The organism is Providencia sp. Marseille-Q8014 (assembly GCF_965112055.1).
The window spans coordinates 2,291,773-2,318,737 of the sequence record NZ_CBCOPT010000001.1; the positions used below are offsets into that span (position 1 = coordinate 2,291,773).

21 protein-coding genes and 1 pseudogene are annotated in these 26,965 nt (G+C 39.0%); 8 read left to right on the top strand and 14 right to left on the bottom strand.

Annotation, left to right across the window (positions count from 1 at the left end):
• Positions 1-23: 23 nt before the first annotated feature.
• Together pdxR and ACWPW6_RS10055 are read left to right on the top strand one after the other, a co-directional pair.
• Positions 24-1,511 carry a MocR-like pyridoxine biosynthesis transcription factor PdxR gene (pdxR, locus tag ACWPW6_RS10050; protein ID WP_247047460.1) on the top strand — a complete coding sequence of 496 codons (1,488 nt, stop codon included), beginning with the start codon at positions 24-26 and terminating at the stop codon, positions 1,509-1,511.
• Between the two features lie 125 nt (positions 1,512-1,636).
• Entirely contained in the window at positions 1,637-2,218 is a 582-nt protein-coding gene (locus ACWPW6_RS10055) for a YebB family permuted papain-like enzyme (protein WP_163861800.1), read from the top strand.
• A gap of 46 nt (positions 2,219-2,264) precedes the next feature.
• Here the strand turns inward: ACWPW6_RS10055 and alr are convergent, their stop codons facing one another.
• On the bottom strand, positions 2,265-3,488 hold the full coding sequence (gene alr, locus ACWPW6_RS10060; protein WP_249998766.1) for an alanine racemase: 1,224 nt from the start codon (positions 3,486-3,488) through the stop codon (positions 2,265-2,267).
• A 276-nt stretch (positions 3,489-3,764) separates the two neighbouring features.
• On the opposite strand from alr, the pseudogene ACWPW6_RS10065 reads away from it, so the two are divergent.
• The 3 genes and pseudogenes from ACWPW6_RS10065 to ACWPW6_RS10075 form a co-directional block, all read left to right on the top strand.
• Positions 3,765-4,019: pseudogene (locus ACWPW6_RS10065) on the top strand (phage portal protein); the annotation flags it as partial.
• A 501-nt stretch (positions 4,020-4,520) separates the two neighbouring features.
• Positions 4,521-5,663 (top strand): DUF262 domain-containing protein, encoded by a 1,143-nt coding sequence (locus tag ACWPW6_RS10070; RefSeq protein ID WP_249998767.1) that lies wholly within the window; start codon positions 4,521-4,523, stop codon positions 5,661-5,663.
• Between the two features lies 1 nt (position 5,664).
• On the top strand, positions 5,665-6,342 hold the full coding sequence (locus tag ACWPW6_RS10075; protein WP_249998769.1) for an MAE_28990/MAE_18760 family HEPN-like nuclease: 678 nt from the start codon (positions 5,665-5,667) through the stop codon (positions 6,340-6,342).
• Between the two features lie 11 nt (positions 6,343-6,353).
• Here ACWPW6_RS10075 and ACWPW6_RS10080 read toward each other — a convergent pair whose 3' ends face one another.
• From ACWPW6_RS10080 to ACWPW6_RS10115, 8 genes are all read right to left on the bottom strand, one after another.
• Positions 6,354-7,391 carry a DNA cytosine methyltransferase gene (locus ACWPW6_RS10080; protein ID WP_249998771.1) on the bottom strand — a complete coding sequence of 346 codons (1,038 nt, stop codon included), beginning with the start codon at positions 7,389-7,391 and terminating at the stop codon, positions 6,354-6,356.
• Between the two features lie 555 nt (positions 7,392-7,946).
• Positions 7,947-8,297, bottom strand: a complete 351-nt coding sequence (locus ACWPW6_RS10085) for a hypothetical protein (RefSeq protein ID WP_249998772.1) — start codon at positions 8,295-8,297, stop codon at positions 7,947-7,949.
• Positions 8,298-8,562: 265 nt separating this feature from the next.
• A complete protein-coding gene (gene ahpF / locus ACWPW6_RS10090; RefSeq protein ID WP_163861814.1) occupies positions 8,563-10,143 on the bottom strand; it encodes an alkyl hydroperoxide reductase subunit F in 1,581 nt (526 codons plus the stop codon).
• Between the two features lie 79 nt (positions 10,144-10,222).
• Positions 10,223-10,786 (bottom strand): alkyl hydroperoxide reductase subunit C, encoded by a 564-nt coding sequence (ahpC, locus tag ACWPW6_RS10095; RefSeq protein ID WP_154623842.1) that lies wholly within the window; start codon positions 10,784-10,786, stop codon positions 10,223-10,225.
• Between the two features lie 183 nt (positions 10,787-10,969).
• The gene (locus ACWPW6_RS10100; RefSeq protein ID WP_163863591.1) at positions 10,970-12,094 is read right to left on the bottom strand and encodes an ABC transporter permease; all 1,125 of its coding nucleotides are present in this window, start codon (positions 12,092-12,094) and stop codon (positions 10,970-10,972) included.
• Positions 12,095-12,100: 6 nt separating this feature from the next.
• Positions 12,101-14,857: a ribosome-associated ATPase/putative transporter RbbA gene (rbbA, locus tag ACWPW6_RS10105; protein WP_163861817.1), complete on the bottom strand. Its 2,757-nt coding sequence runs from the start codon at positions 14,855-14,857 to the stop codon at positions 12,101-12,103.
• On the bottom strand, positions 14,854-15,924 hold the full coding sequence (locus ACWPW6_RS10110) for an HlyD family secretion protein (protein WP_154635604.1): 1,071 nt from the start codon (positions 15,922-15,924) through the stop codon (positions 14,854-14,856). Before ACWPW6_RS10110 ends, rbbA begins: the two co-directional genes overlap by 4 nt.
• Before the next feature lie 375 nt (positions 15,925-16,299).
• On the bottom strand, positions 16,300-16,776 hold the full coding sequence (locus ACWPW6_RS10115; protein WP_154635603.1) for a GNAT family N-acetyltransferase: 477 nt from the start codon (positions 16,774-16,776) through the stop codon (positions 16,300-16,302).
• A 392-nt stretch (positions 16,777-17,168) separates the two neighbouring features.
• On the opposite strand from ACWPW6_RS10115, the gene ACWPW6_RS10120 reads away from it, so the two are divergent.
• A complete protein-coding gene (locus ACWPW6_RS10120; RefSeq protein ID WP_249998781.1) occupies positions 17,169-18,914 on the top strand; it encodes an ABC-F family ATP-binding cassette domain-containing protein in 1,746 nt (581 codons plus the stop codon).
• Positions 18,915-19,133: 219 nt separating this feature from the next.
• On the opposite strand, the gene ACWPW6_RS10125 is transcribed toward ACWPW6_RS10120, so the two are convergent.
• The 5 genes from ACWPW6_RS10125 to ACWPW6_RS10145 form a co-directional block, all read right to left on the bottom strand.
• Positions 19,134-19,331 (bottom strand): DEAD/DEAH box helicase, encoded by a 198-nt coding sequence (locus tag ACWPW6_RS10125; RefSeq protein ID WP_154622332.1) that lies wholly within the window; start codon positions 19,329-19,331, stop codon positions 19,134-19,136.
• Positions 19,324-19,875 (bottom strand): PadR family transcriptional regulator, encoded by a 552-nt coding sequence (locus ACWPW6_RS10130; RefSeq protein WP_154622331.1) that lies wholly within the window; start codon positions 19,873-19,875, stop codon positions 19,324-19,326. The genes ACWPW6_RS10125 and ACWPW6_RS10130 overlap by 8 nt, the downstream gene beginning before the upstream one ends.
• 295 nt (positions 19,876-20,170) lie before the next feature.
• The gene (tyrP, locus tag ACWPW6_RS10135; protein WP_249998782.1) at positions 20,171-21,319 is read right to left on the bottom strand and encodes a tyrosine transporter TyrP; all 1,149 of its coding nucleotides are present in this window, start codon (positions 21,317-21,319) and stop codon (positions 20,171-20,173) included.
• An 82-nt stretch (positions 21,320-21,401) separates the two neighbouring features.
• On the bottom strand, positions 21,402-23,342 hold the full coding sequence (locus ACWPW6_RS10140; RefSeq protein ID WP_154622329.1) for a pyridoxal phosphate-dependent decarboxylase family protein: 1,941 nt from the start codon (positions 23,340-23,342) through the stop codon (positions 21,402-21,404).
• Positions 23,343-23,745: 403 nt separating this feature from the next.
• A complete protein-coding gene (locus ACWPW6_RS10145; protein ID WP_249998784.1) occupies positions 23,746-24,756 on the bottom strand; it encodes an NAD(P)H-quinone oxidoreductase in 1,011 nt (336 codons plus the stop codon).
• Positions 24,757-25,097: 341 nt separating this feature from the next.
• Between ACWPW6_RS10145 and ACWPW6_RS10150 the strand changes: the two genes are divergently transcribed.
• The gene (locus ACWPW6_RS10150) at positions 25,098-25,856 is read left to right on the top strand and encodes an FNR family transcription factor (RefSeq protein WP_154622337.1); all 759 of its coding nucleotides are present in this window, start codon (positions 25,098-25,100) and stop codon (positions 25,854-25,856) included.
• A 128-nt stretch (positions 25,857-25,984) separates the two neighbouring features.
• Positions 25,985-26,929 (top strand): universal stress protein UspE, encoded by a 945-nt coding sequence (gene uspE / locus ACWPW6_RS10155; protein ID WP_154622338.1) that lies wholly within the window; start codon positions 25,985-25,987, stop codon positions 26,927-26,929.
• Positions 26,930-26,965 lie beyond the last annotated feature (36 nt).

A 26,965-nucleotide genomic window follows, 5' to 3' on the forward strand; every position in this document is an offset into this window, starting at 1 on the left:
ATATTTATTTAGGATCCACTTTGATGAGGCGTAAACCACAAGCTCACTTTCCTCACCTGCTTTTGCAATCTGGTGGCATCAAAGAAAGTGTTTACCATACGATTAGAAATGCCATTTTAGATGGTAGGCTCAGCGCGGGTATCAAATTACCTTCAAGCCGTGCTTTCGCGGAAATGATGTCTATTTCTCGCAACTCAGTCATTGCCGGCTATGAACGCTTAATAGACGAAGGCTATCTCATCACCAAAGCAGGATCGGGCACCTATGTCGCCACCACCCTACCTGATGAGTTAGTTAAGTTAACCTCTAAAACCAATTACCTTAACCACCCTCTATATTCTGCCCCTAATCTCAACCCAATGATCAGTCATTTAACGACATTGTGGAAAAATTCTCGGCCTAATACAAATCAACGACAAATGTTCAATATTGGTATTGGCTGCGTTGATCAGTTTCCCCATGATTTATGGGGCAGATTACTCGGAAGAGTTTGGCGGAAGTCAAAACAAGACATTCCCTATTACAACCACCCTGACGGCTATCCACCACTCAAAAAAATATTAGTCGATTATGTACACTCAACCCGAGGGGTTAACTGCCGAGCAGAACAAATTATTATTGTAAATGGTACCCAACAAGCAATTAACCTTACTGCGAATGTTTTACTACACAAAGGGAACTCAGTCTGGTTAGATGACCCTGGATATGATAGTGCACGAGCTATTTTAACTGCTTCAGGTGCGCATATATCACCCGTTCATTCAGATGATGAAGGCATGGATATTGAATTTGCCATGCAACATTACCCCAATGCTAACCTAATATATACTGCGCCATCCCATCAGTTCCCATTAGGTACAACGCTCAGCTTAGCGAGGCGTCTCACGTTATTAGAGTGGGCTCAAAAGAATAATGCTTGGATCTTTGAAGATGACTACAATAGCGAATTTCGTTATTTATCCAAGCCAATTCAAGCACTACAAGGCCTAGATACCTACCAACGAGTTATTTATGCCGGCACCTTTTCCAAAATGATGTATCCCGGTTTTCGCTTAGGTTTTCTAATTGTACCAGAAGTTCTGATAGAACCTTTTACCATGATGAAGTATTACAGTGATAGCCATTCTGGTTATCTGGAACAAGCGGCTTTAGCACAATTTATTCAAGAAGGTCACTATGCTCGTCACGTGCGAAAAATTCGCAAAATATGTTATTCACGTCAAAACGCATTAATCGATGCTATTAATACCTACTTGCCTAATATATTTGAAGTACAGCGAACTGATTCAGGTATCCATGCCGTATGTTGGCTAAAAGCGGGGATCAATTTGCAACTTATCTTATCTGCCTGTTATCAATTAGGGTTTGGGGTTCAACCGTTATCTCGTTATTGTATTAAAAGCCGACATAATAACGGGATTTTATTTGGTTATGCCGCTCACACTGAAACCGATATTACCAATAATATCATCGAATTAAGTAATACCTTACGGCGACTAAATGTCATTTAATCAACAAACTCTCAACGTAAGTAAAATTTAGGGTTCAAATCATAATTTTAAGACAAGCTTTGATTTCCACCTTAAAGATTAAACACTATCATGCAATCAATTAAACAAAATGTTGAGGTATCGAAATGACGAATAACAATCCTCCCAAAGACCTTGAAGTTGGTGATATTGTTTTTACAAGTATTGGTACTACTTTATTTCGCCAAATTGCCTCCGCCTCTCAGTGTTGGAGTAATCATGTCGGTTTAATTATTGGTCATAATGGACAGGATTATTTAGTTGCAGAGAGTCGAGTACCTTTATCAACCGTCACGACTTTGACTCGCTTTATTCAGCGTTCCGCAGAAAAAAGGTATGGAATACGCCGGCTAACTAGCCACCTTACTGACGTACAAAAAGCGGCTTTAGTCGCCGAAGTCCCATCAAGGCTCAATAAATTTTATCATACCGGCTTTGACTACTATTCTTCTCGCCAATTTTGTTCAAAATTCGTATTTGATATATACCAATCTGCCCTTTCTATCAAAGTAGGTGAAATTCAAACCTTTAAAGATCTATTAGCTAAAAACCCAAATGCCAAACTGAATTTTTGGAAGTTATGGTTTATCGGTGATATACCATGGGAACGAGCAACCGTAACGCCAGCAAGTTTATGGTCACATCCGCAATTAGAGCTTATTTATCGTAGTCACACCGATATCCATTAATTTGATAAATAAGAAAAAGCAGCCAAAATTGGCTGCCCTTTGGCTATCAATCAACTAATATACGTTGATTCGTAGCCCCCCACAGAATTGACATTTCAGTAAATAATGCACCACTGATATCTTCAATTTGTTCTGCTGTGACTTCAGCATTGCCCTGTTTGCCAAAAAAGACGACTTCATCACCTGGTTTAACTTGCTTTAAATCAGTTACATCAACCATTACTGTATTCATTGATGTCTTGCCTAAGACAGGTACACGCTGACCACCGATCAAAGCATAACCTGCATTACTAAACACTCGACGATAACCATCTGCATAACCAACCGGTATGTTCGCTAATACAGAATCACGTTTTAGCATATGAGTGCGGTCATAACCCACGGTATTCCCTTTAGGATAATGATTTACAGAAGCAATATTTGACTTAAACGTCATCACTCTCTTGTATTCGTCAGTAGCAATAGTGTCACCATAAAAAATACCACCTACACGCACCATATCTAGCCATGATTCAGGTACTGTAATGGTTGCAAATGTATTCGCAACGTGCAGTGTTACATCTTTACGATCTAATCCTGTCATCTCCAATACCTTCTGAGATTGCTGATTAAAACGCGCTAAATCTTTTTTAATTTGCAGAGCATCTTCTTCTGGATAATGTGACATGATCCCAACAATTTTTAATTGAGGTAGTTGAGAAATCAGTTTTGCTTCATTTAATCCAGCCGCATTAGCCACTTCCAGACCATTACGCGACATTCCACCCGAATTTAGTGCTAAATGAATACGTACTGTCTTTCCTTGTTTTTGAGCAATCGCATTAAGACGTTGGGCCATATCAAGGTTACCAATTAACTCTTCAACATCATATTGCGTTGCCTGCTGCATCTCTTGTTCAGTGGCATTACGTACTCGCATTAATCGACCTTTAAAGCCGAGATCTCTGACCATTTTTAATTCTTGGTTATTTGTTACACCAATGCACTGAATATTATTTTCGATCATAATAGGTGTAACTAAAAAGAGATCGTGCCCATAGGCATCCCCTTTCAGGACCGCACATAACGAAGACTTATCGCCAAGCAAATTTTGCACTTTTTTGATATTAAACTCTAATGCACTACGTGATATTTCTATCCATGCATTATTCACCGCGATTGGCTGTACCTGCGCACTTTCTGATGCAACAGCTTTCATGTTAGCTGGCTGCTGACAACCCGCAACGACAAGTAGAGGTAATAACGCAAGATACCGAAGCTTGAAAGACATCAAATTTACCCTTAAGAAAGATTTCAATAACCCTTGAATCATTTGCATGATTAATCAAGACGATAACATGTGATAACTATTTGTTTGGTTAAATAATAATTAATACATTATTTATCACATAAAACATATATAGAGGTTATTACCATTCGTGACAAATCTTTCTTAGCGACTCAGAGGATTTACAGTAAATTGAAAGGGAATCAGTCCATGAACTGCATAAATTTGCAATAATTCAGCATAAAAAAAGGCACTCGCCCCCGAGTGCCTTTGGGTACAGATACTATTCGCGATTATTTGTTAGACATACACCACATACCACCATAACTGATGGGGATCATTCCGCAAGGCTCGGGCAGTCTTGGTGATGTTGAAAAGGCCGCAATGGTATTCTGGTTCAATGAGTTATTACCGCTGATGGAAAACATGAAGTCAATTAACGACATGCTAGGTGTTGAAGTGATCCGCTTTAAACAATATGCATTGTTGGATTTCTTGACGCAGGCGAAGAACAAAGAGCCTAACTATAAATAAACCTTTCAATTCACGTTAATCGATGCTCCCCTCTTCCAAACGTAATAGAACGGCCTTAGCGCCGTTCTATCTATCTCACATGCCCGAAACTATTTTATATCTCATCTAGGCTATACAGCCTGAATACTCACAAATAACACCACTCATGGACTAATCACATCATAGCCAGCGCGGCTCACATCTACCCCTTTGCGGGCGCTTGCTCCCCCGCCTCGCCCGCACACAAAAGGGGTGGGATTTTGTGCGGGTGTGCGGAGGATTCGAAGCTAGGATAGAATGGGGTTGGATAGAAAATAAGACTGGGTGAAAATTGTGCAGGTTTGTTCAGAATGGTGAGAAACAAATTTATTAAATCCCAGCATTTATCTAGGGTTAGATTAAATCGATATACATCAATAGCTTCTTATTTAAGAAAATAAGTTTTCATGATATAAAGCTTTACTTAATATTATTCTTAAATAACAAATAGTAATTTAAACAGCTAATAGTAAAGGAACAACAATGAATATTGTAAATATAAAATCTTTACTCGAAAAAGAACAAGATCCTAAGCAAAGAGCCTCACTACTGTCTCAATTAGAAATTATTAAACAATATGCTGAAGATAAGATACGTACTGAACAAAAAGATGTTGATTTTGAAACTAAAGAGTTTACTGTCGAATTATTAATCAGCAAATACCACGATGGTCTTGATGATGATACAAGTGAACTTTTTGTTCCTGACTACCAAAGGGATTTTGTTTGGGATGAAAAAAGACAATCGCGGCTTATTGAATCTCTTATACTCGGTTTTCCTATTCCGTATATTTTTACAGCTGATGTATTCTCTGAAGAGCCTGAATTAGATGGTAGAATTGAGATTGTTGACGGTTCACAACGTATTAGAACATTACATGCCTTTATACATAATGAGCTAACTTTGCAAGACCTAAAATCTTTAGAAATCTTAAATGGATTTACTTTCAATGATTTGCCTTTATCAAGACAACGTAGATTCATGCGGACTCCTGTAAGAGTAATTGAATTAAGTTCTAAATGTAATGAAGAAACACGTCGAGATTTATTTGAACGGATTAATTCAGGTAGCGATATCTTAAAAGATATGGAAGTTCGCAAAGGTTCTGAATTAGGTTCAACTGACTTATACATGAAAGTGATAAGACCTTGCTCTGAAATCCCTTTATTTAAGGAGCTAGCTCCTCTCTCTATGGCTAAAGAAAAACGTGATGAACGACTTGAATTTACATTAAGATTTTTTGCTTATTTAGATAATTATATGGGTTTTGAGCATTCTGTTCGAGAGTTTCTTAATAGTTATATGGATAAAAATAGAGAAGTAGATGAAGCAGAACAAAATACAATGTTTGATGAATTTAACAATGTTCTATGCTTTGTAAATAAATATTTTCCTGCTGGATTCAGAAAAACTATAGCGGCCAAATCAACACCAAGAGTTAGATTCGAATCCTTAGCTGTTGGAACTGCATTAGCATTACGCGAAGATAAAAACTTAGAGCCTAAAGATTTAGACTGGCTCGTATCAGATAAATTTAAAACCCTAACAACATCAGATGGTGCAAATAGTAAACCAAAGGTAATCGAACGGATTGAATACGTTCGTGATAAATTGCTAGGAGCATAGGATGGATAGTTTTAGAGAGGATTTTGATAATAGATCAGGTGAAATTTTGGCTTATTTAGATCTGTTGAGGTTCCTTGAAAATGCTGGAGCTGAAGTTTTCTCGTCTGATAAATCTACTTCTTTTTCTATTACGAGTGATACTAGAAAAACACTAAAAGGTTCAGTTTATATCCTTTTATATAATCTTATTGAATCAACAATGAGAGAAGCAATTTGCTTCATTCATGACACTATTTATGAAAAAAACATTCCATTTGATGATTTAAAAAAAGATTTAAAAATAGAAATTTTAAAAAGAATAAAGCATGATTCCATAAAGATAGACAATATTATCCTAAATCTATCCAAAGGAATATCATGTGGAATATCTCAAGGAACATTTAACAGGAAAAAGCTATTCTCTGGAAATATTGATAGTAAAGAAATTAATGAAAAATCAAAAATATATGGTTTTTCCACTAGTACAGAATATGAACATACTAAGCATGGGAAACAATTATCTACAGTTAAACAACATCGTAATGATTTAGCTCACGGTAATTTTTCATTTTCAGAAATCGGTAAAAACGTGTCATATCAAGAGCTTGAAAACACATCTTTAGAAGTAATTGCTTATCTAGACGCTATTGCAAAAAATATAGAAAATTATATTCAGAATGATGGTTATCTTGATTCTTAATTAATAGCCTGCTAACGCAGGCTATTAGAATCTACATGTTTTAATATTGAATTACCAATTATACGTCCTAACTCAACAGGTACAGCGTTACCAATCATTTTGCCTATGCTTTTGATTGCGTACTTTTCACCGTTTTCAAAAAAAGAATAATATTTAGGAAACGTTTGTAGCAAAGCAGCTTCCCTTAATGAAATAGCTCTATGCTGTTCAGGATGGCCAAATCGACCATTTCCAAAACCGTAGCAAAGAGTGGTTATTGTAGGGCTAGGCTTGTCCCATGACATTCGACCATAAACACTAGAATATCCTTTACCTGATTCTTTTAAATGACATGCAGCAATTAACTCCTCCGGCCAATCTTTCCATGTTCCACCTGGTTTTGAGTGAATAATTCTTAGCTTATTTACGGAATTTAATTTACTAGCTCTATGCAGCTGGTCTTCTTTATCAATACCACCATTTTCAATTGCAGGAAGATCTCCAATCGCATCTTTAACTGTTTTTATCTGTTTACTTAATGGCTTTATTAATTCTATTGCACCTAATCTTGATGCAAGAAGTACATGCCTTGTTCTATTTTGAGGTATTCCATAATCTACGCAATCGACTTTAGCCCCCCAAACGAAATAACCATTTTTTATCAAAGAGTCATAAAAGTCATTATATACCTTATGCTTAGTAACATCAGGAACATTTTCCATAGTAACAATTTCTGGTGACACTTCCTTAATTAAACGTTCAAACTCATAAAGTAAAGGCCATTTTTTGTCTTTAGCTTTATCTTTACCTTGAGTGTATGTTGAAAAAGGCTGACAAGGAGCACAACCAGCTAACACCTTGATCTTAGCATCGCCATATAAGTCATTCAGTTCCTTTCTTGTCACTGTAGATATGTCTTTATGCAAAAATCTAGAGTTATTGTTTTTTTCATATGGGAATCGACACTCTTCTTCAAGATCAATACCAGCAACAACATTTAATCCTGAAAGTTGTAGACCATGAGTTAAACCGCCGGCTCCACAGAAAAGGTCAATTACTTTAATCGTCATCATAAACTCCAAATCTATCCCAGTTTCAAGTATACGATCCTTTATTAAAAATCTCGAGCTTTTTGATGCGAAATTTAAATTTACCCCTTTCGGAAACCGGTTACATCGGTTACACCCTACCAAAACCACTCCTAACCCACTGATTACAAACAACTCCGTTGTAACTTTTTACTGGTTACAACGGGTTACAAAACAGGGGTTAAAAAGTTACATCCTTATAAAACAATGAGTTATATTTTTAATTTGTAACCTCTTAAAATAGTTACACGTAACCAAAAAGTAACCCATTTGTAACCTTTTACTATTACTATATTTCTATATATTATCAATGATATACAAGCTTATTTTAATTTTGTAACCATTGTAACCGCTTTCCGAACCCCTCCCACAAATTCTCTATCTATATAAAAGACACTTAGTAATGCTTATTTATTGCACAATCCATTATACTTTCACTTGTTTGTCATTCTGAGTATTTATGATATTTACTTGATGGCTTTCTACTGATAAAAGAAAGGCTGCACATCGGCAGCCTATAAATGAATGGATGAAAAACTAACTTTCACTATTTTCCTGAAACACCCAGCACTTAATCACTTCCGGTCTTTTAAGCGTACTCCCCACCGCAAGCGTGCTATTAAACTGACTGTTTACTACACTTCGCACCGTCTTAACGCCCACAAACTTACGCATGCGTCCCGCTTTCAATAAGTTCTTAATATCGGTATTCAATTGCATAGACTGACGGTACTCACTGGCCACCTGTGCAATATGGTTAAAATTCACTGCATAAACGCCCTTTTCACTACTGTGATTCACACCAAAGATCTCATTATCATATAAATAATCAAACAGTTTCCAAAACTCTATCACTTCCGGTTGGCCAAGTTGAATCGGTCTAAGCATATTGTTTGTGCCATCTCAATAATAAAATCATGCTTTGGTGAATATAAACTGTTTTACCAACAAGAACTAACAACAACTGCGCTTATACTCTCATTGGATGAATTTCTCCGCTGTAAGTACCACCAAATCAGCGTTTAGATCGTCCATAAGTTGTCCACACTTGAACACTTTTCGGCAGTATTGAAACCTTTATATGCAAATTACGCATAAAAAAAGGCACTCGCCCCCGAGTGCCTTTGGGTACAACCTACTGAATTGGTATGATTTACACCTCTTCAGCGGTTCTGGTACTTGTGCGGATGAGGTAATCAAAGGCGCTAAGTGCGGCTTTCGCTCCCTCACCGGCTGAAATAATAATCTGCTTGTATGGCACAGTTGTACAGTCACCTGCTGCAAAAATACCTTTAATATTGGTTTCGCCACGCGCATTCACTTCAATTTCCCCCATGCGATTGCGTGCAACGGTATCCCCTAACCAATTGGTATTGGGTAATAAACCAATTTGAACAAATGCACCTGCAACTTCTAATAAATGAACGCTATCATTCGTCCGATCTTTATACTCAAGACCTGTCATTTTACTACCATCACCCTTAACTTCTAATGTCTGGGCATTAAGGATAATATCGACATTTTTCAGGCTGCGTACTTTATCTTGTAATACTGAGTCTGCTTTCAGTTCAGGCGCAAATTCTAATACGGTCACATGTTCAACAAGACCGGCCAAATCAATAGCTGCTTCTATACCTGAGTTACCACCACCAATCACAGCAACACGTTTGCCTTTAAATAGTGGACCATCGCAATGTGGGCAGAAAGTCACGCCTTTCGTGCGATATTCTTGTTCACCCGGTACCCCCATATTGCGCCAGCGAGCGCCTGTCGCAATAATGATGCTGCGTGACTTCATCACGCCACCCGATGCCGTTTCAATTTGGTGTAAGCCACCTTCTTCCGCTGCTGGAATTAATTTGGTCACAGACTGACCATCAATAACATCGACACTATAGTCATCAACGTGGTTTTTCAGTGCTCCCGCGAATATCGCACCTTCTGTTTTAATCACAGAAATATAGTTTTCGATATCAACCGTATCCATCACTTGACCACCGAAGCGCTCACCGATCACACCAGTGCGAATACCTTTACGTGCGGTATAAATCGCAGCCGATGCACCAGCAGGACCACTACCAATAACCAATACATCAAATGGTTCGCGCTCAGTTAATGCTTTAGCTGCACGTGCATCTGCATTACTGTCAACTTTATTCACTATCTCACTTAATGTCATACGGCCTTGACCAAATTCTTTCCCATTCAGGAAAACAGCCGGCACGCCCATCACATTGCGTTGTTCTATTTCATTTTGGAACAAAGCACCGTCAATGGCGGTATGAGTGACATTTGGGTTCAAAACTGCCATCAAGTTCAACGCTTGCACAACATCTGGGCAATTATGGCAAGATAATGAGTAATACGTCTCAAAGTGGAATTCCCCTTCAAGGGCTTTCACTTGATCTAATAATTCCTGTGCTTCTTTAGACGGGTGACCGCCAATTTGTAATAACGCAAGCACTAATGATGTAAATTCATGGCCCAACGGTGAACCAGCAAAACGCAACCCACTATCGACCCCTGGATTCGTAATTAAAAATGAGGGTATTCTTTGGCTAGCATCTTGGGTTTCACGAACAGTGATTTTGTCAGAAAGTGCAGCAATTTGATGTAACAGCTCTTTTATTTCGTTTGATTTATTGCCGCTATCTAAATTTGCAACTAACTCAACAGGTTTGGTTAATCTTTCTAAATAAGCCTTCAATTGCGCTTGCATATTGTTATCGAGCATATGATCCCCTTGGTCATAAAATCGGGTGCATAGCACCCGATAACATCAGTCTATTTTTGCTTTCGAGATAAAATTCGAATTAGATTTTACCAACTAGGTCTAAAGATGGAGACAGCGTTGCTTCACCTTCTTTCCATTTTGCAGGGCATACTTCACCTGGGTGGCTTGCAACATACTGTGCTGCTTTAACTTTACGTAGCAAGTCAGACGCGTCACGACCAATACCTTCAGCTGTAATTTCGATAGCTTGAATGATACCTTGTGGGTCAACAACGAATGTACCACGGTCAGCTAGGCCTTCTGCTTCACGCATATTTTCAAAATTGCGAGTCAGCGCACCTGTTGGGTCACCAATCATGGTGTATTTAATTTTACGAATAGTATCTGAACTTTCGTGCCATGCTTTGTGAGTAAAATGGGTGTCTGTTGAAACAGAATAGATTTCAACGCCCATTTTTTGGAACTCTTCATAATGGTCAGCAATATCACCAAGCTCAGTTGGGCAAACGAAAGTAAAGTCAGCTGGATAGAAGAAGAAAACACTCCATTTTCCTGCTACGTCTTTTTCAGTGACTTCAATGAATTTACCGTCTTTAAATGCTTGGTTTTTAAATGGTTTGATTTGAGTATTAATTAAAGACATTTTCTATTCTCCTGTTTGGTTGCTTATTAAGTTACTGGTTTTCAGACTTTTTTTCCAATCAGTTAATACTATCGATTTGATAGGCAACACCTAATGATGGAATTAATATTAATAGATAATACATTACAACGCTTACTAAACAATTCAGCAAGCGTTTTTTGACAGTGTTGTAACAATAAAGCACTATGCCATCGTTGCTATCGTTTTACGAAAACGCAACAAGGCAAATGAAAAGAAGACAATACCTATAATTAACAACACGATAAACTGTGGCCACACAATCTGGAATCCTGCTCCACGATATAAAATCGCCTGGGCAAGGCTGACAAAGTGAGTTGTTGGCATTGTTAACATAATGTCTTGAACTAGCTGAGGCATACTTTCACGAGCCGTCATTCCTCCGGAAAGCATATTTAATGGTAATAACACAAGGATCATTAATAGCCCGAATTGAGGCATAGAACGTGCTAACGTTCCCATAAAAATACCGATTGATGTAGTCGCGAACAAACTAAGCGCCACACCGCCCATAAATAGCAAAATAGAGCCTTCTATCGGAACTTGTAATAATGTTTTCACCACCAGCAATAATGAAACACCAGAAGCGACAAGTACCACTAGCCCCATCGACCAAATTTTAGACAGCATAATTTCAAACGGTGTTAATGGCATAACCATTAAATGTTCAACGGTTCCATGCTCTCTCTCACGAATTAAAGCCGCGCCAGTAAGGACAATCGATAACATGGTGATGTTATTGATAATTGCCATTACTGAACCAAACCACGATTGAGTTAAGTTAGGGTTAAAACGCATACGAACTTCCAGATCAACTGGTAAGCTGGCATTACTACGATATTTAGCTAAGAATTCATTCACTTCACCTAATGTGATGTTTTGAATATAACTATTTCCCAAAAATGCTTGGCTCATACGCGTTGCATCGATATTAACTTGAATCTCCGGATGACGACCTGCGAGTACATCTCTTTGAAAATTTGGAGGAATATCTAAAGCAAAGGTATAGGTTCCTCTATCAAGCAGGCCATCAATCTGTTCCGGTGTTACATCCGCTGGAGGGTTAAAATAAGGTGCATAAAAACTATTGATAATGCGATTTGATAATTGTGATTTATCCTGATCAGCAATCGCTATTGGTGCATTATGCAATGACCCTGGTGTTACTGTTGCAGATGAGTAAATCGACACCGTAAAAGCAAAGACAATCAATGCTAACATCGCTTTATCTCGCCCTAAACTGCGAAGTTCTTTGACTCCCAAATGAAATATATTTAGTAACTTACGCATCATTGGTTAGGACTCCTGTTTTTTCAGGAAAATAACACTGAGGCCGATCACTATTGGAATAGTGATCAATAAAGGAATAAATGAAGCCTGTAAGTCAAACAAGTTCAGTCCTTTCGAGAAAGTCCCTCGTGTTATTGTCAAAAAATGAGATGTTGGATACACCATACCTACCCAGCGTCCAATACCTTCAAGCGATGATACAGGATCAATCATGCCTGAAAATTGTGTTGCGGGAATGAGCGTAATAATGGCAGTACCAAAGATAGCGGCAATTTGGCTCTTCATAAAACAGGAGATCAGCAACCCCATACCCGTTGCAATTGTTATATAAAGAAAAGCAGCCAGCGTTAAAGTGAGAAAACTGCCTTTAAAACTCACCCCAAAAACAAATACGCTCAATGCACATAACATCAGAAAGTTAAACATCCCCAATAAAATATAAGGGAGCTGTTTACCCAATAAAAATTCCAATTTGGTGATCGGGGTGACATAAAGATTAATCATCGACCCCAATTCTTTCTCACGTACGACACTCAACGCACTGAGCATAGCTGGGATCATCATCAGCAATAATGGAATCACTGCTGGGACAATCGCAGGTAAGCTTTTAACATCAGGGTTATAGCGATAACGGGTTTGAATATCGATAACTGGCATACCGACTACCCCAGCAGGTTGTTTGGCCGCCATCGTACTTAACCACGCTAAATGCATCGCCTGTACATACCCACGAACAGTCTCAGCACGGTTAGGCATAGCACCATCAACCCATACACCGATTTTCACTGAGTGCCCTTTTGCGATATCTCGTGCAAAATTGGGAGGAATTTCAATAGCCACAGAGACTTTGCCGCTACGTAACGCGGTTTCCAATTCATCGTAATCTTGAAGTGGAGGCTGTTCGATAAAGTAACGTGAGCCCGCAAGATTTAGCGTATAGCCTTGGCTTAACCCTGTTTGGTCACGGTCGAGTACTGAGAAACGTAAATTTTCCACGTCCATACTGATCCCATACCCCATAATAAACATCAGGATCACCGTACCAAGTAACGCCAGTGTCGAACGAACAGGGTCGCGTCTTAATTCCATGCCTTCGCGAATACTATAGCTAAACAATCGACGCAAACTAAAACGGCTTTTCAGTGCTTCATCAGCCTGTTTTTTAAGCTCAGGGTCAACATGAAATTCGGGTGCAGTATCCTTAGTTGCCCCCGCTTCCCCTACAGCATCTTGCAAGTAAGCAATAAAAGTTTCTTCCAGTGTTGTTAATTGACGTTTTTTAATAAGGTTAGCAGGCGTATCACAATCCAGAACTTTCCCTGCATGCATTAATGAAATACGGTCACAACGCTCCGCTTCATTCATAAAGTGAGTAGAAATAAAAATAGTGACACCGTCACGCCTAGACAGATCAACCATTAAATTCCAGAACATATCTCGAGCGACAGGGTCAACACCAGACGTCGGTTCATCAAGTATCAGCATTTCTGGACGATGAATAACAGCAACAGCGAGTGATAATCGCTGACGAATACCCAGCGGTAAATCATCAGGCATTGTGTCTCGCACTTCATCTAAATCAAATCGCTGACACATTTCATCAATACGTTGCTGAATTTGCTCATCGGGAATATGGAATAATTTAGCGTGCAATACTAAGTTTTGTTCAACACTTAGTTCACTATAGAGTGAGAAAGCTTGTGACATATAGCCTACACGTTTACGTGTTTCAATGTCTTTCGGGTCAATCTCTTGCCCAAATAGCCACGCTTGCCCTTCACTTGCTTGTAGTAAGCCAGTCAACATTTTCATCGTCGTTGACTTACCACAACCGTTTGATCCTAAAAAGCCAAATATCTCACCTTTAGGGATTTTAAAGTTAACGTGGTCCACCGCAACAAATTGCCCAAAACGCATCGTTAAGTCTTGTGCTTCGATTGCGATGACATCGTCATCAGAGGTGTCACGAGGCGGAATCACAACCTTTTTATGGCCTTGACGCTTCTCTTCTGGCAATAACGCAATGAATGCGGCCTCAAGGTCATCGCATTGAGTTTGTGATTTCAGCTCAGTCGCGTGTCCTGTCGCCATGACTTTCCCATCATCCATTGCGACAAGCCAATCAAAACGCTCAGCTTCTTCCATATACGCTGTCGCGACTAACACACTCATATTCGTTTGTCGTTCACGAATACGTTCAATGAGATCCCAAAATTGCGCACGCGATAATGGGTCAACGCCAGTTGTCGGCTCATCAAGGATCAGTAAATCGGGGTCATGAATTAATGCACAGCACAGCCCTAACTTTTGTTTCATACCACCTGACAGTTTCCCTGCCGGTCGATCTTTAAAAGGAGCTAGCCCAGTACTTTCTAGTAGGTCATTAATACGGTATTGTCGCTCTTCTTTTGATTGACCAAATAGACGACCAAAAAAATCGACGTTTTCATAAACCGACAGAGTATGGTACAAGTTTTTCCCCAAACCTTGTGGCATATAAGCAATTTTGGGGCACACTTCTCGGCGATGCTCTTTGTCCGCCATGTCACCACCAAGTACCATCACTTTGCCTTGTTGGATCTCTCTTGCCCCAGCAATTAATGAAATTAAACTTGATTTTCCAACCCCATCAGGACCAATTAACCCAACCATTTTTCTAGCAGGAATTGATAAGGTAATGTCATCCAATGCACAATTATCACCGTAATGCTGGCTGACATGGCTTAAATCTACTATCACATCATCCATCAAATTATGGGTCATTGTGGTAATCTCACCTCTAGGTCAGTTGGCCATTGTGCATCCGCATCTAAACGTACATAAGCTTTACCAGGTAAGCCTGTTTTGACATATTCGAGATGTTTTTCCAGTAATTCTGGAGAAATTCGCGCACGAACACGGAACATTAATTTCAAACGTTCATTCTGTGTTTCAACGGTTTTTGGTGTGAATTGCGCGACACTTGCAACAAAAGTTGCTTTCGCGGGAATAACAATATTGGGAGCCGCGTCTAATACAATATGAACATCACTACCTAATGCAACTTTTCCGGCATCTTCAGTCGGTAAGAAGAAGGTCATATAGACATCACTGAGGTCAACCATATTCAATACTCTACCACCAGCCCCTAATACTTCTCCCGGCTCAGCTACGCGATATTGAATACGTCCATTTCGTGGTGCTTTAAGTACACTATCATCTAAGTCAGCAATAATACGTCTTTCCGTTGCTGTCGCTGCATCAACACGCGTTTTAGCCTGTACAACACCCGCTTTTGCTGAATCAATAGCGGCTATTGAGGCGGCAACTTGTGCTTTAGCGGCTTGTAGTGCTGCTCTTGCCCCCTGAACCTGAGCGGTATCATCATCCACTTGTTGCTGAGAAACGGCTTTCGTTTTTACTAATGCACGAGAGCGATTAAGCCGTTTTTGGGCCGCATCAAGTTCTGCTTCTCGTTGACGAACAACAGCCTGCGCGGCTAATTTTTCACTTTCCCTCTGAACTAAGCCCGACTCAGCAGTTGATACATTACTAATTGCTTGGCGCAATTGCGCTTGCACTTCATGAAGCTGCTCTTGTAGCGCCCGAGTATCCATTTTGGCAAGAACTTGGCCTTCCTTGACAAAATCCCCTTCTCTCACAGTAATAGAATCTATACGCCCAGCCGTTTTCGTCGCGATATCAATTTCTGTTGCTTCAATACGACCGTTACTTTCCGCGAATCCAGCAGGTAGATTATTCGAATTCACGCTCCAATAATAAAAACCACCGGCAGCAATAATTAAAATAATAACAACATAAAATATGATCTTTTGTTTATTTATTTTCATACCATCCCTTCTTTTTTCTTTATGTGAAAGAAAATAGCTAATTTAAATTTCAGTATTACCCATGTTGTCTAATCACAGCAAAAAATAGTAAAACCAAGAAAATAAAAATGTTGATGGCTATTTTTATTTTAACATATTGACGCAACACTCCTTTTTGGACTTACTTATTTGTACATTCGCTATCCCTTTAATTTAATTCTATTTTATCCTTATTCGCCTTAAGTAAAATAGCACATATATCACAAAATACCATATTCAAAAATTAAAAAGACTTTCTTGGCACTTATTGCTTAAAATTTATTTAGCAACAAAAAAACAATGCTAACAATAAATCTTGCTAGCATTGTTTTGTTATAAAATTAACTTTTGATGTAATTAATTTATAAATTTAGCAATCGCTTTTTCATCCAGTCGATAGCGTACCCATTCATCTTGTGGTTCCGCTCCAATACTTTTATAAAAATCAATTGCAGGTTGATTCCAATCTAAAACACTCCATTCTAAACGCTGGCATTTTCTTTCACTGGCAATCATTGCGATATGTTTTAATAATTTTTTACCTGCACCTGCCCCGCGATAATCCGGAGAGACATATAAATCTTCTAAGTAGATACCATTATTCCCTAACCAAGTCGAATAACTGGAAAAAAAGACCGCATAACCCGCTGGTTTACCATCTACATAGCAAATTAAAGCCTCTGTATTTGAATTTTCACCAAATAATGAGTTTTCTATATCGGTAACTGAGGCTTTAACTTCATGACGTGCTTTTTCATATTCTGCTAGTTCGATGATCATTTCCAAAATCAAATTAGCATCTTTCATTGTGGCTGGTTTTATTTCTACATTCATTTTGGTGTTTCCTATATGTTTACGCCTTGATTTTACTCTAAAATTATTACTCACCACAGCCACTAACAGTTTTATTCATGACACTTTTAATGCCATTAGAATCATTTATAACAATACCTAAACATAATGCATCATTGTGATTGATTGATAATGGCTAGGCTTGTTATGATGACGACATTGTTCAACACTAGAAAAAAGGAGGCTTATTATGACGTTGTGTGATCTTATTGATTATTCACACTTCTTTGGTAATCGCCAAAGCTCAGGCTTTCACAGTGAAATACTGCGATAACCCTGCCTGAGCGAAGCTCCCAAAAGATATCTTCCTCAGCTTACTGGGTTGTCGTCCTGACTATACCCTGGCATTGCTATGCCTAAAATTTGAGTAAGCTATGAGCACATTATTATCTGTAAAATCATTAAACTATGATACTTCTACAACCTCTTTATTGAGTGACATTACCTTTACGCTACAACGCGGCGATCGCATTGGTCTTATTGGCCATAACGGCAGTGGCAAAAGTACATTATTGAAGCTTTTGACCGGCCAGTTATCGCCTAACAGTGGCAGCATTACTTATGCTAATCAGTGTATTACCGCTTATATTGAACAGCATCTGCCTGAAGAAGTCGCACAATTGTGTTTAATCGATGCAATCATGCAACAACTCCCAGTTGCAGAGCGCCTATCCGAACGTTGGCGAGCAGAAGTTTTGCTAGCTGATTTAGGATTCACTGAGATGCAATGGACACAAAAAGCCAATCAAATTAGTGGCGGGCAGCATACTCGATTACTGTTAGGTAGAGCATTAATTCAGCAACCGGATCTCATGCTGTTGGATGAGCCAAGTAACCACCTTGATCTCCCCACACTGATTTGGTTAGGTAACTTTTTGCAACAGTGGAAAGGTAGCTTTGTTTTAGTCTCTCACGACCAGGATCTACTTGATAAAGTGACTAACTGCACATGGATATTGCGAGATAAAACGTTACATTTCTTCCGGCTTCCATGCTCATCTGCACGCCAGGCACTGAATCAAAAAGACCTTGCTGATGAAAAACGTCACCAAGCAGAACAAAAAGAGATCGATCGCATTGCAGTGAGTGCCAAGCGTTTGGCTATATGGGGTCAAGTTTATGATAACGAAGACCTTTCTCGTAAAGCAAAGCAGATGGAAAAACATATTGATAGGCTTAAAGACGCCCAAACCGAGCTAACTGAGGGCTATCAATGGACATTGGCGCTAAATGGTAAATCAATCCCTGCGGATAGAGTGCTGGAATTAGATCATGCCAACATTAAGACTCCTGATGAGAAGTTGCTTTTCACTACAGGTTTTCATCAGGTCAAGAGTGGTGATCGTATTGCCATTATTGGTGCGAATGGTTGCGGTAAATCCACTTTATTACGTTTATTATGGCAACGTTTTAAAGCGGATGAGCGATACAGTGACCAATTAACGTTTCATCCATCTATCAATGCAGGTTATTACGACCAACAGCTTGAGCAACTCAATGATAATGACAGTTTATCTGATGCCTTACGACCTTTTGCTAGCTTAGTTGATGAACAACGCAAAATGGCATTAATTGGTGCAGGTTTTCCTTATACGCGCCATCAACAAAAAGTAGCCACACTGAGTGGGGGTGAACGAGCACGGTTGCTATTTATTGGCTTGAGTTTGGCTCAATATGAGCTGGTGATGCTAGATGAACCCACGAACCACCTTGATCTTGAAGGTAAGGAAGCACTGAGTGAGCAAATTGCACAATTTGCAGGCGCATTGCTCGTGGTTAGCCATGATAAATGGTTAATTGAAACAAGCTGCCAGCGTTTTTGGTATATCAATAATCATCGATTAGAAGAGTATCTTGACGTCGAGGAGGTTTACCAACAAATCGAACAACAATCACATTTGCAACATAACGACACGATGAACCAAAGAGCTGTTTCACCCGCGATAAATGAGACAGTCTCCCAATCGACCGCTTATGAAGATGAATTGTTGGAAAAGTTACTGTTACTTGAGGAAAAGCTGCAAGCTGACAAACAACGTAAGTTGGCCCATCAAAAGCCACAGCTCCAGCAACAATGGATGGATGAAATAGAAAAAATACAGGCACGACTCAACTTGTAATTAAAAATCCCCCAATAACGGGTTTATTGGGGGATTGAGAATACGAGGGAAACATCCCCTTATCACCGAATACCTTATAGTTTAAGGTAGGCTGTTTTTTATTTTCATGGCCTTTTCTGTTTAAAAAAACAGGCGACTTAACGCTGATTGTCGTCATTAAACGCAAAAAGTTATGCCATGAACAATAAATTGCTAAACTCCCCCTACCTAACTATTTTCTTATTTGGTACGTTGACGTTTAGCTCGTTTAAAATAGGATGTCGGCACTTTTGGGCACACAACCTCTTTAAATTTTTTATCTTGTACAACTTCCGTTTTTACTTCAGCGCCTTCGACACTTTCGCTCGATGGTGTCTTTACATTATCTTTCATATATGAAGACTCTTTTGCTTGAATAATATTATTCGTTTTAGCCATGTTCATTTTCCTCTGTTGTCAATACTGAGTTCACTTGCTCAATACGTTCAACAGCACTATTAATAATTTCAACAACACGAGTTGATTGTTCTTTAGTCAACTCCTGCAAAACAATTTTATGCCGCAACAAGGATTTAAACTTATCTACAGCGAGCTCAATTTCTTTGGCAAATTGATTGCCCGCTTTAAGCTCTTGCGCATAATTCAATTTCAGCTTTACCTCAGCTAAAATTTCGGTTTTCAGTAACAAGAAACATTTGCCTTCCGGTGTCAGTGAATAGCACTTCCGCCCTTTGCCCTGTTCTTTTTGTGCTGTGATAAACCCTAGCTCTTCCAATAACGTCAGTGTTGGATATATAACACCTGGACTAGGGCAATAAAACCCTGCGGTTTCATTTCCTATTTTCTTAATCAGCTCATAACCATAATTTGCCCCGTCAGCCAATAAATGGAGAATATAAATACGTAGCTGCTTTGGGTTAAACATACGGCTTAAACTTTTGCCATCACAAGCACACGACTCTGATTGCTGTTCACTGTTCATTCATATTCTCAGAGAGACTCTCTAAATTAAAAACCGATATATCTAATATCATAGTGTATTTTTCAAAGATTTCCAGTTTAGATATATCTGTTTTTTTGCATAAAATGCTAATGATAACCATTCTTATTTTGAATGATCGAAAAAGAGGGATTAATAAATGAATTTCTTGTTGATGCCTCAGTGGCGCTATTTTGAAAGGTTATATTCGTCACTCAGTGATAGGCGGGTTGACGTATGAAGCAAAGCCAATCACGAATAACTTGATTGGCTTTGTTTGTTTTAATGAAAATCGAAGTTAGCCCACATTTGGAATGATGTTAAATGCAATAGCGAATTGAACACCTATGACGACAATTCCACACAAGAAGACAATCACTAATGCTAATGCTCCACCTGTAACTTGATATTTGCGCTCATTTCTTAATCTTGATTTAAATGCTAAGGCACTTGGTAGTAACAAGGCTAGGATGGATAAAGCAATTGCCGCAAAGCCTAATGCCATAATAAACCCTTTTGGATAAAAGAGTGCAAAGACTAAAGGAGGCAAGAAAGTTAATAGCCCAGTTTGAATACGGCCCGACATATTATCTTGGCGTTTAAATAAATCAGCTAAGAAATCAAACAAGCCTAATGCAACACCGAGGAACGAAGTCGCAAGCGCTAGACTCATAAACATCTGAGCAATAAATTCTGTTCTCGCTGACATCACAACATTACGGATCGCATCTAATAGGCCATTTAGTCCTGAATTTTCTGCAAGTATTCCGACAAATGTCGTTGTGCTAATACTACCCAGAGTGGCAATTTGCCATAAAATATAGGCAATCAATGGGATCGCGCTACCGATAATAAAAATTATCCGGAGCTTTTTCACATCCCCACCCATGTATTTCACAATACTAGGTACACTGCCATGAAAGCCAAATGAAGTAAAAAATACAGGAATTGCAGAGAGAATTAATACTTGCTCTGTGGGTGCCGACAATAAATTTTGCTGTTCAACATGCGGCAACATCAATGCGAGTATAATGACTAAAAAGACAATTTTAGCAGCAAACAAAATGCGGTTAATAAAATCAACAGAGGATGTACCAAAACACACTACGCCTCCACCGATGATGGTAAAAATCACAATTCCCATCCAGTCCGCCATTTCAATGGATAAACTGCTTTTTAAGTTCGATGTGATGATTTCCCCTGCTCCACTCACATAGGCAGCTGTCAGCGCATACATGAGGAACATCATACTAAAGCCGGTAATAAACTTACCACCAGAACCTAAATAGCGTTGAGCTACGGAGCCTATACCTGTTTCCGACGACTCATGCTGATATACTTCAACTAACAATAACGCGGTGTAGCACATTAATGCCCAAAGAGCGAATAACATCACTAAGCTTACCATTGAGCCGTTGCCAGCTGCCGCTATCGGCATTGCCAGCATACCAGCACCAATCGTAGTACCTGCAACAATAAAAACACTACCAAGTGTGCGATTTTTCATATTGAGATCCTAGCTAAGAGTTTTATAGAGCTATTTTTTGTTTTGAATGTGTGAGTTTATTTTCTTCATCTATAAGCTGCTGTAACTTACCCTCAAAGATATTTCTTAGTTCTTCCCAAAAGGCAGTAAAATGCTGCTTGTCACGTAGGCAATGGGTCATAATCGCAGCTCTTAGTACATATAATGATTGCGTTTTATCCCATTCTTGGTCACTGAACCCCATTTCACGGCAAAAGTTTCGGGGATTATTACCATATTCTTCTGAAGTTAAAGATGTTGAGGAGGTTAAAAAGTTATTGGTATAAGAGCGACCCGCCGCATAAGAACATAACTCATATAACCGTTTATTGAGCTGATTTTGCCTTTCTAACGAGCTATTCCCAACTTCCTTAAACATAAAATTAACCATATGAAAATCAGGCGATGGCATAGCGACGATCTGAAATTCCCTATCTTCTATTTTGAATACGTCACAATGATTCATACTCTCAATCATCCAATTCGCCGTTGTTAGCCCCGCGGCGATGACCTTTCCGTAACCGAGAATATTGAGTGGTACTAAACGATGTGCAGCCCAAACCGCGGCTGCTGTTGCCCCCGCTTTTGAACCTTCCATAATTGAAGAGCCTAATAACACATTTTGTTGTTTGTCTGCTTTACGTCCTTTTTCAGCGACCTCTTCAAAAACATAGGCGGCATGGTAAGAAATAAGGTCAACAATACGTTTATCTTTCATGCAGATAGCACCTGCTGCATAAGGGATAAACCCGACCTTATGGGGATCAACAGTAATAGAGTCGGCTTCTTGTAGTGCTTTGAAACTTTGATAGACATCTGGCTTAGGCCAAATGACATCTGAAGGAAAAATACCTTCGCTGTGATAGCGTTTAATCAGTGTGTCATATTCAATAAATTGATTATTTTCATCACGGAACATCGCGCATGCATATCCTGCATAGGCGGCATCAATATGGATATAAAACGAAACACCAAATCGAGCTTCACACTCACGACGTAACTCAATGAGTTCAGCGACATTATCGATAGCGCCGGTTTCAGTCGTTCCGACAACGGCAACAATCGCTAAAATAGGTTCGCCTCGCTCTATCAATGAAAACACTATCTGCCTCATCTGGTCGGTATCTGTGCGATAACTTCCATCCACAGGCAATTGCACAATATTTTGTTGCCCTAATCCTAAAATATCCATCGCTTTAAGCCATGAATAATGTTTAGATTGTGGTACTAATAACTTACCGAGTCTGCCTTGTTCTACGCCTTCACCACGGCACGTCATTTCCCTGACGTCTTCGAATAAACCACGTTTTTTTAATTCATCAATTAGGTCTAAAACAGCTGAAGTCTGCATATTTAATAACGCTTTTTCAGAGCTATCTTTAAGCAGCTGTTTGGCTTGAGGGTGCTTAGCTATTGCTAACGGTAACGTTTTAATATTTCTCGCTACCCATAAACCTTCATAGTTAGCGACAGTACCGCCAGAGGTAATATGCCCCCATGCACGATTAGGGTCATAACCGAACATTGCACACAGATCTGCCCCAGCTTCTAGCTCTAGCACGGTTGTGGTCGGCGACGACTCTTGTGCGCAGTTATTTGGGTTATACATCATCGCCATGACATACGCGAGATTAGAGATCATCAGCGTATCCGCATTCATATGGCCAAGATAACGAGGAGAAAACCAAGGAATTGATGTTGTTTTTAATTTAGAAGAGAGTTGATTTAAAATCCCTTCAGTCCGATATAGCGTATCTCTATATTCTGGTGCATATCGTTCGACGGTTGTGACATATTCAGGGTCTTCGGGATGGTATCCTGAGCGCCAGTGCATGTGTTCTGTTACTGCATATTCCATCATTTCTCTGAAAAAGACCGCGTTTTCAGATTTAGGCCCAAGAAATAAAGCATCCACATTCATTTTTGAGTTATTAAAATTTGTCATTATCACTACACCTTTAAATCATGCCCTCATTGAGAAGCATATTTAATTTAGGTAACTACTATCATTGGAAAGTGATATAACGGAATGCATGTCTCATGAAGACAACAATGTATTAATGACTTTGTTATCTTCATTATCATTTAGGAATTTTATTTGATAGACAAACCGTTAATGTGCCAACTTAGGTATAGATATAATCGATAATTATTAAAATATTAACAAACTCGTCTTTATTTCAATCGGATTTGTGCGCGGGAACAAAATTTCGAAATTTTATCAGCTGTAAAGAGATATTTACGCTAAAACAGCTTGAAAATGTAAAATATTTGTTATAGACGAGGTCTGATGACAAGTCATGAGAAAGGCATAATCTCATGACTTGAATATGCCACAATAAATATAACTACTTATTAATTAAAACTATTTTCCCATAGAGATCACCAGACTCCATATAGCGATGAGCATCCGCCACGTGGTCTAACGAATACACTTTGTTAATAAAAGGTTTTAATTCACCTTTTTGCAACATCCCCCACACCTGCTGCTTTAAGTCAGTCGCTATGCTGATTTTTTCAGCGATTGTACGTGAGCGCATTGTCGAGCCAGTATGAATTAAACGTTTAACCATTAAAGGCATTAAGTTAAGGTTTTTTGGGCTACCTTGCATCATACCAATTTGTATAATGCGCCCGAATTTTGCGGCAACTTGATAATTTTTGCTGACATAGTCGCCACCAACTATATCAACGACCATATCAACCCCGCGAAGATTTGTATAATCAAGTGTTTGTTGTACAAAATCATCGTGTCGATAATTCACCACGCAATCGGCACCTAATCCTTTAGCAACCTCCACCTTTTCAGATGAACCTACGGTTGTAATGACCGTTGCGCCAAAAGCTTTTGCTAACATGATTGTGACGGAGCCAATTCCAGATGTTCCACCATGAATTAACACGGTTTCACCTTTCTTCAATTGACCGATTTGAAAAACATTAGCCCAAACAGTAAAAAAGTTTTCAGGGATAGCCGCCCCTTCAATAAAGGATAAGTTTCCTAGCGGCAATGCAATATCTTTATGAACCAAACAATACTCTGCGTAGCCGCCACCCGCGACTAGCGCGCAAATATTGTCACCCACCTGCCATTGTTCAACATTATTTGCTTTTGCAACAATCGTTCCGGCTATTTCAAGCCCCAAAATAGGGGATGCATCTGGCGGTGGAGGATAAGATCCCATACGTTGAAATATATCAGGCCGGTTAACTCCCGCCGCCTCAACCTTAACCAACAAATAGTCTTCAGATAAGGTTGGCAGCGGTTGGTCAATAAGCTGCAATTTTTCTGCGCCACCATGTTCTGTAATATTTATCACTTTCATGGAAGTGGGAATATTTAATGGGCTATTTGCCATCTACAGCTCCTATGATATTTCAATGTTAAAACCGAATATTGCACTCTTGTTTAAATATTATAAATAATGTTAATTTTTAAAAGTCCCTAAATATAACTTTTAAATAGATATTAAATAGATAACCTATTTTATCTATAAAAAATATTTCACTTCATTTTTATTTAAGTTAAATAAATGATTTCATCACGTTATTGCTATTTATGCAAACCTAGCTGAACACCTTGTTTTTGTAAGAGTTTCTATTTACGATGACTCTGTTTTATATTTCTACTTACCAGTCGCGTTATCTTATGTTAAAATTGACTCATATCAATAATTTTAACTTGTATTGAGCATTTAATATGATCCCAGAAAAAAGAGTTGTTCGTCGCATCCAGTCTGGTGGTTGTGCTATTCATTGTCAGGATTGCAGTATTAGCCAACTGTGCATTCCCTTCACGCTGAATGAACATGAACTGGATCAACTTGATAATATCATTGAACGTAAAAAACCAATTCAAAAAGGCCAAGCACTTTTTAAAGCAGGTGATGAGTTACGTTCTTTATATGCTATTCGCTCAGGCACAATCAAAAGCTATACCATCACTGAAGAAGGTGATGAGCAAATTACCGGTTTCCATCTTGCCGGTGACCTTGTAGGTTTTGATGCTATCATTCATACACAGCACCCAAGTTTTGCACAAGCACTTGAAACATCAATGGTTTGTGAAATTCCGTTTGAAACACTTGATGACCTGTCAGGTAAAATGCCAAACCTGCGTCAACAAATCATGCGTTTAATGAGTGGAGAAATAAAAGGTGATCAGGAAATGATCCTTTTATTATCTAAGAAAAATGCAGAAGAGCGTTTAGCTGCATTTATTCTTAACTTATCGCATCGCTTTGCAGAGCGCGGTTTTTCACCTAGAGAATTCCGCCTCACAATGACACGCGGTGATATTGGTAACTATTTAGGCCTTACCGTCGAGACCATTAGCCGACTTTTAGGACGTTTCCAAAAAAGCGGTATGTTAAGTGTTAAAGGTAAATATATTACTATCGAAGATATGGAAAAACTGACTGATATAGCTGGTAAAATTTCCACTGTCTCCTGCTCATAATTCTAGCTGGGTCACAATATCTATTTTGTGACCCACCATGATTATTTTTCATCAAATCTTGCCTATTTCTCCTCAATACCTTAGTTTATCTTTAGTAAGGAATGTCCAGCCGTTATGAGGATTTTAATATGGCAAACTATAGAAATCTCCTAGTTGCAATTGACCCAAATCAGGATGATCAACCAGCATTACGACGTGCTGTCTACATAGTGCAACGTAATGGTGGACGGATTAAAGCATTCTTACCTATCTATGATCTTTCCTATGATATGACTACCTTGTTATCACCTGAAGAACGTGATGCGATGCGTAAAGGAGTCATCAATCAAAAAGCGGCTTGGATTAAACAGCAAGCCCATTTTTATCTCGAAGCGGGCATTGAGATAGAAATTAAAGTTATTTGGCATAACAAGCCTTACGAAGCAATTATTCAGGAAGTGATCAGCGGTGAACATGACCTGTTGCTAAAAATGGCTCACCAGACAGATAATTTTGAATCGATAATTTTTACCCCGCTCGATTGGCATTTATTAAGAAAATGCCCTTCCCCTGTTTGGATGGTCAAGGATAAAGTTTGGCCTGATCATGGCTCTGTTGTGGTTGCCGTCAATTTATCGAATGAAGAATCTTATCATGATGACCTTAATATCAAGCTTGTCGAGAAAACCAAAGATTTAGCCGCCCGTATTGTGAAAGAGCAGGAAATTCACCTAGTGAGTGCCTATCCTATCGCCCCCATGAATATTGCAATAGAGTTACCCGACTTTGACCCTAGCCTTTATAACAATGCATTGCGTGGACAGCACCTCATCGCAATGAAAGAGCTACGTCAAAAATTCGCGATTGATGAAAAATATACTCATGTTCGTGAGGGGTTACCTGAAAAAATTATTCCTGAGATATGTGAAGAATTACATGCTGGCGTCGTCGTTCTTGGAATATTAGGCAGAACAGGAATTTCCGCGGCTTTTCTTGGCAATACAGCGGAACATGTGATTGATAAGTTAAAATGCGATTTATTAGCCATTAAACCCGATGGCTTTGTTTGCCCAATCACCGTTGATGACGATTAATTCAATAACTTGTTTTGTGTTTTTTAGTGAATATAA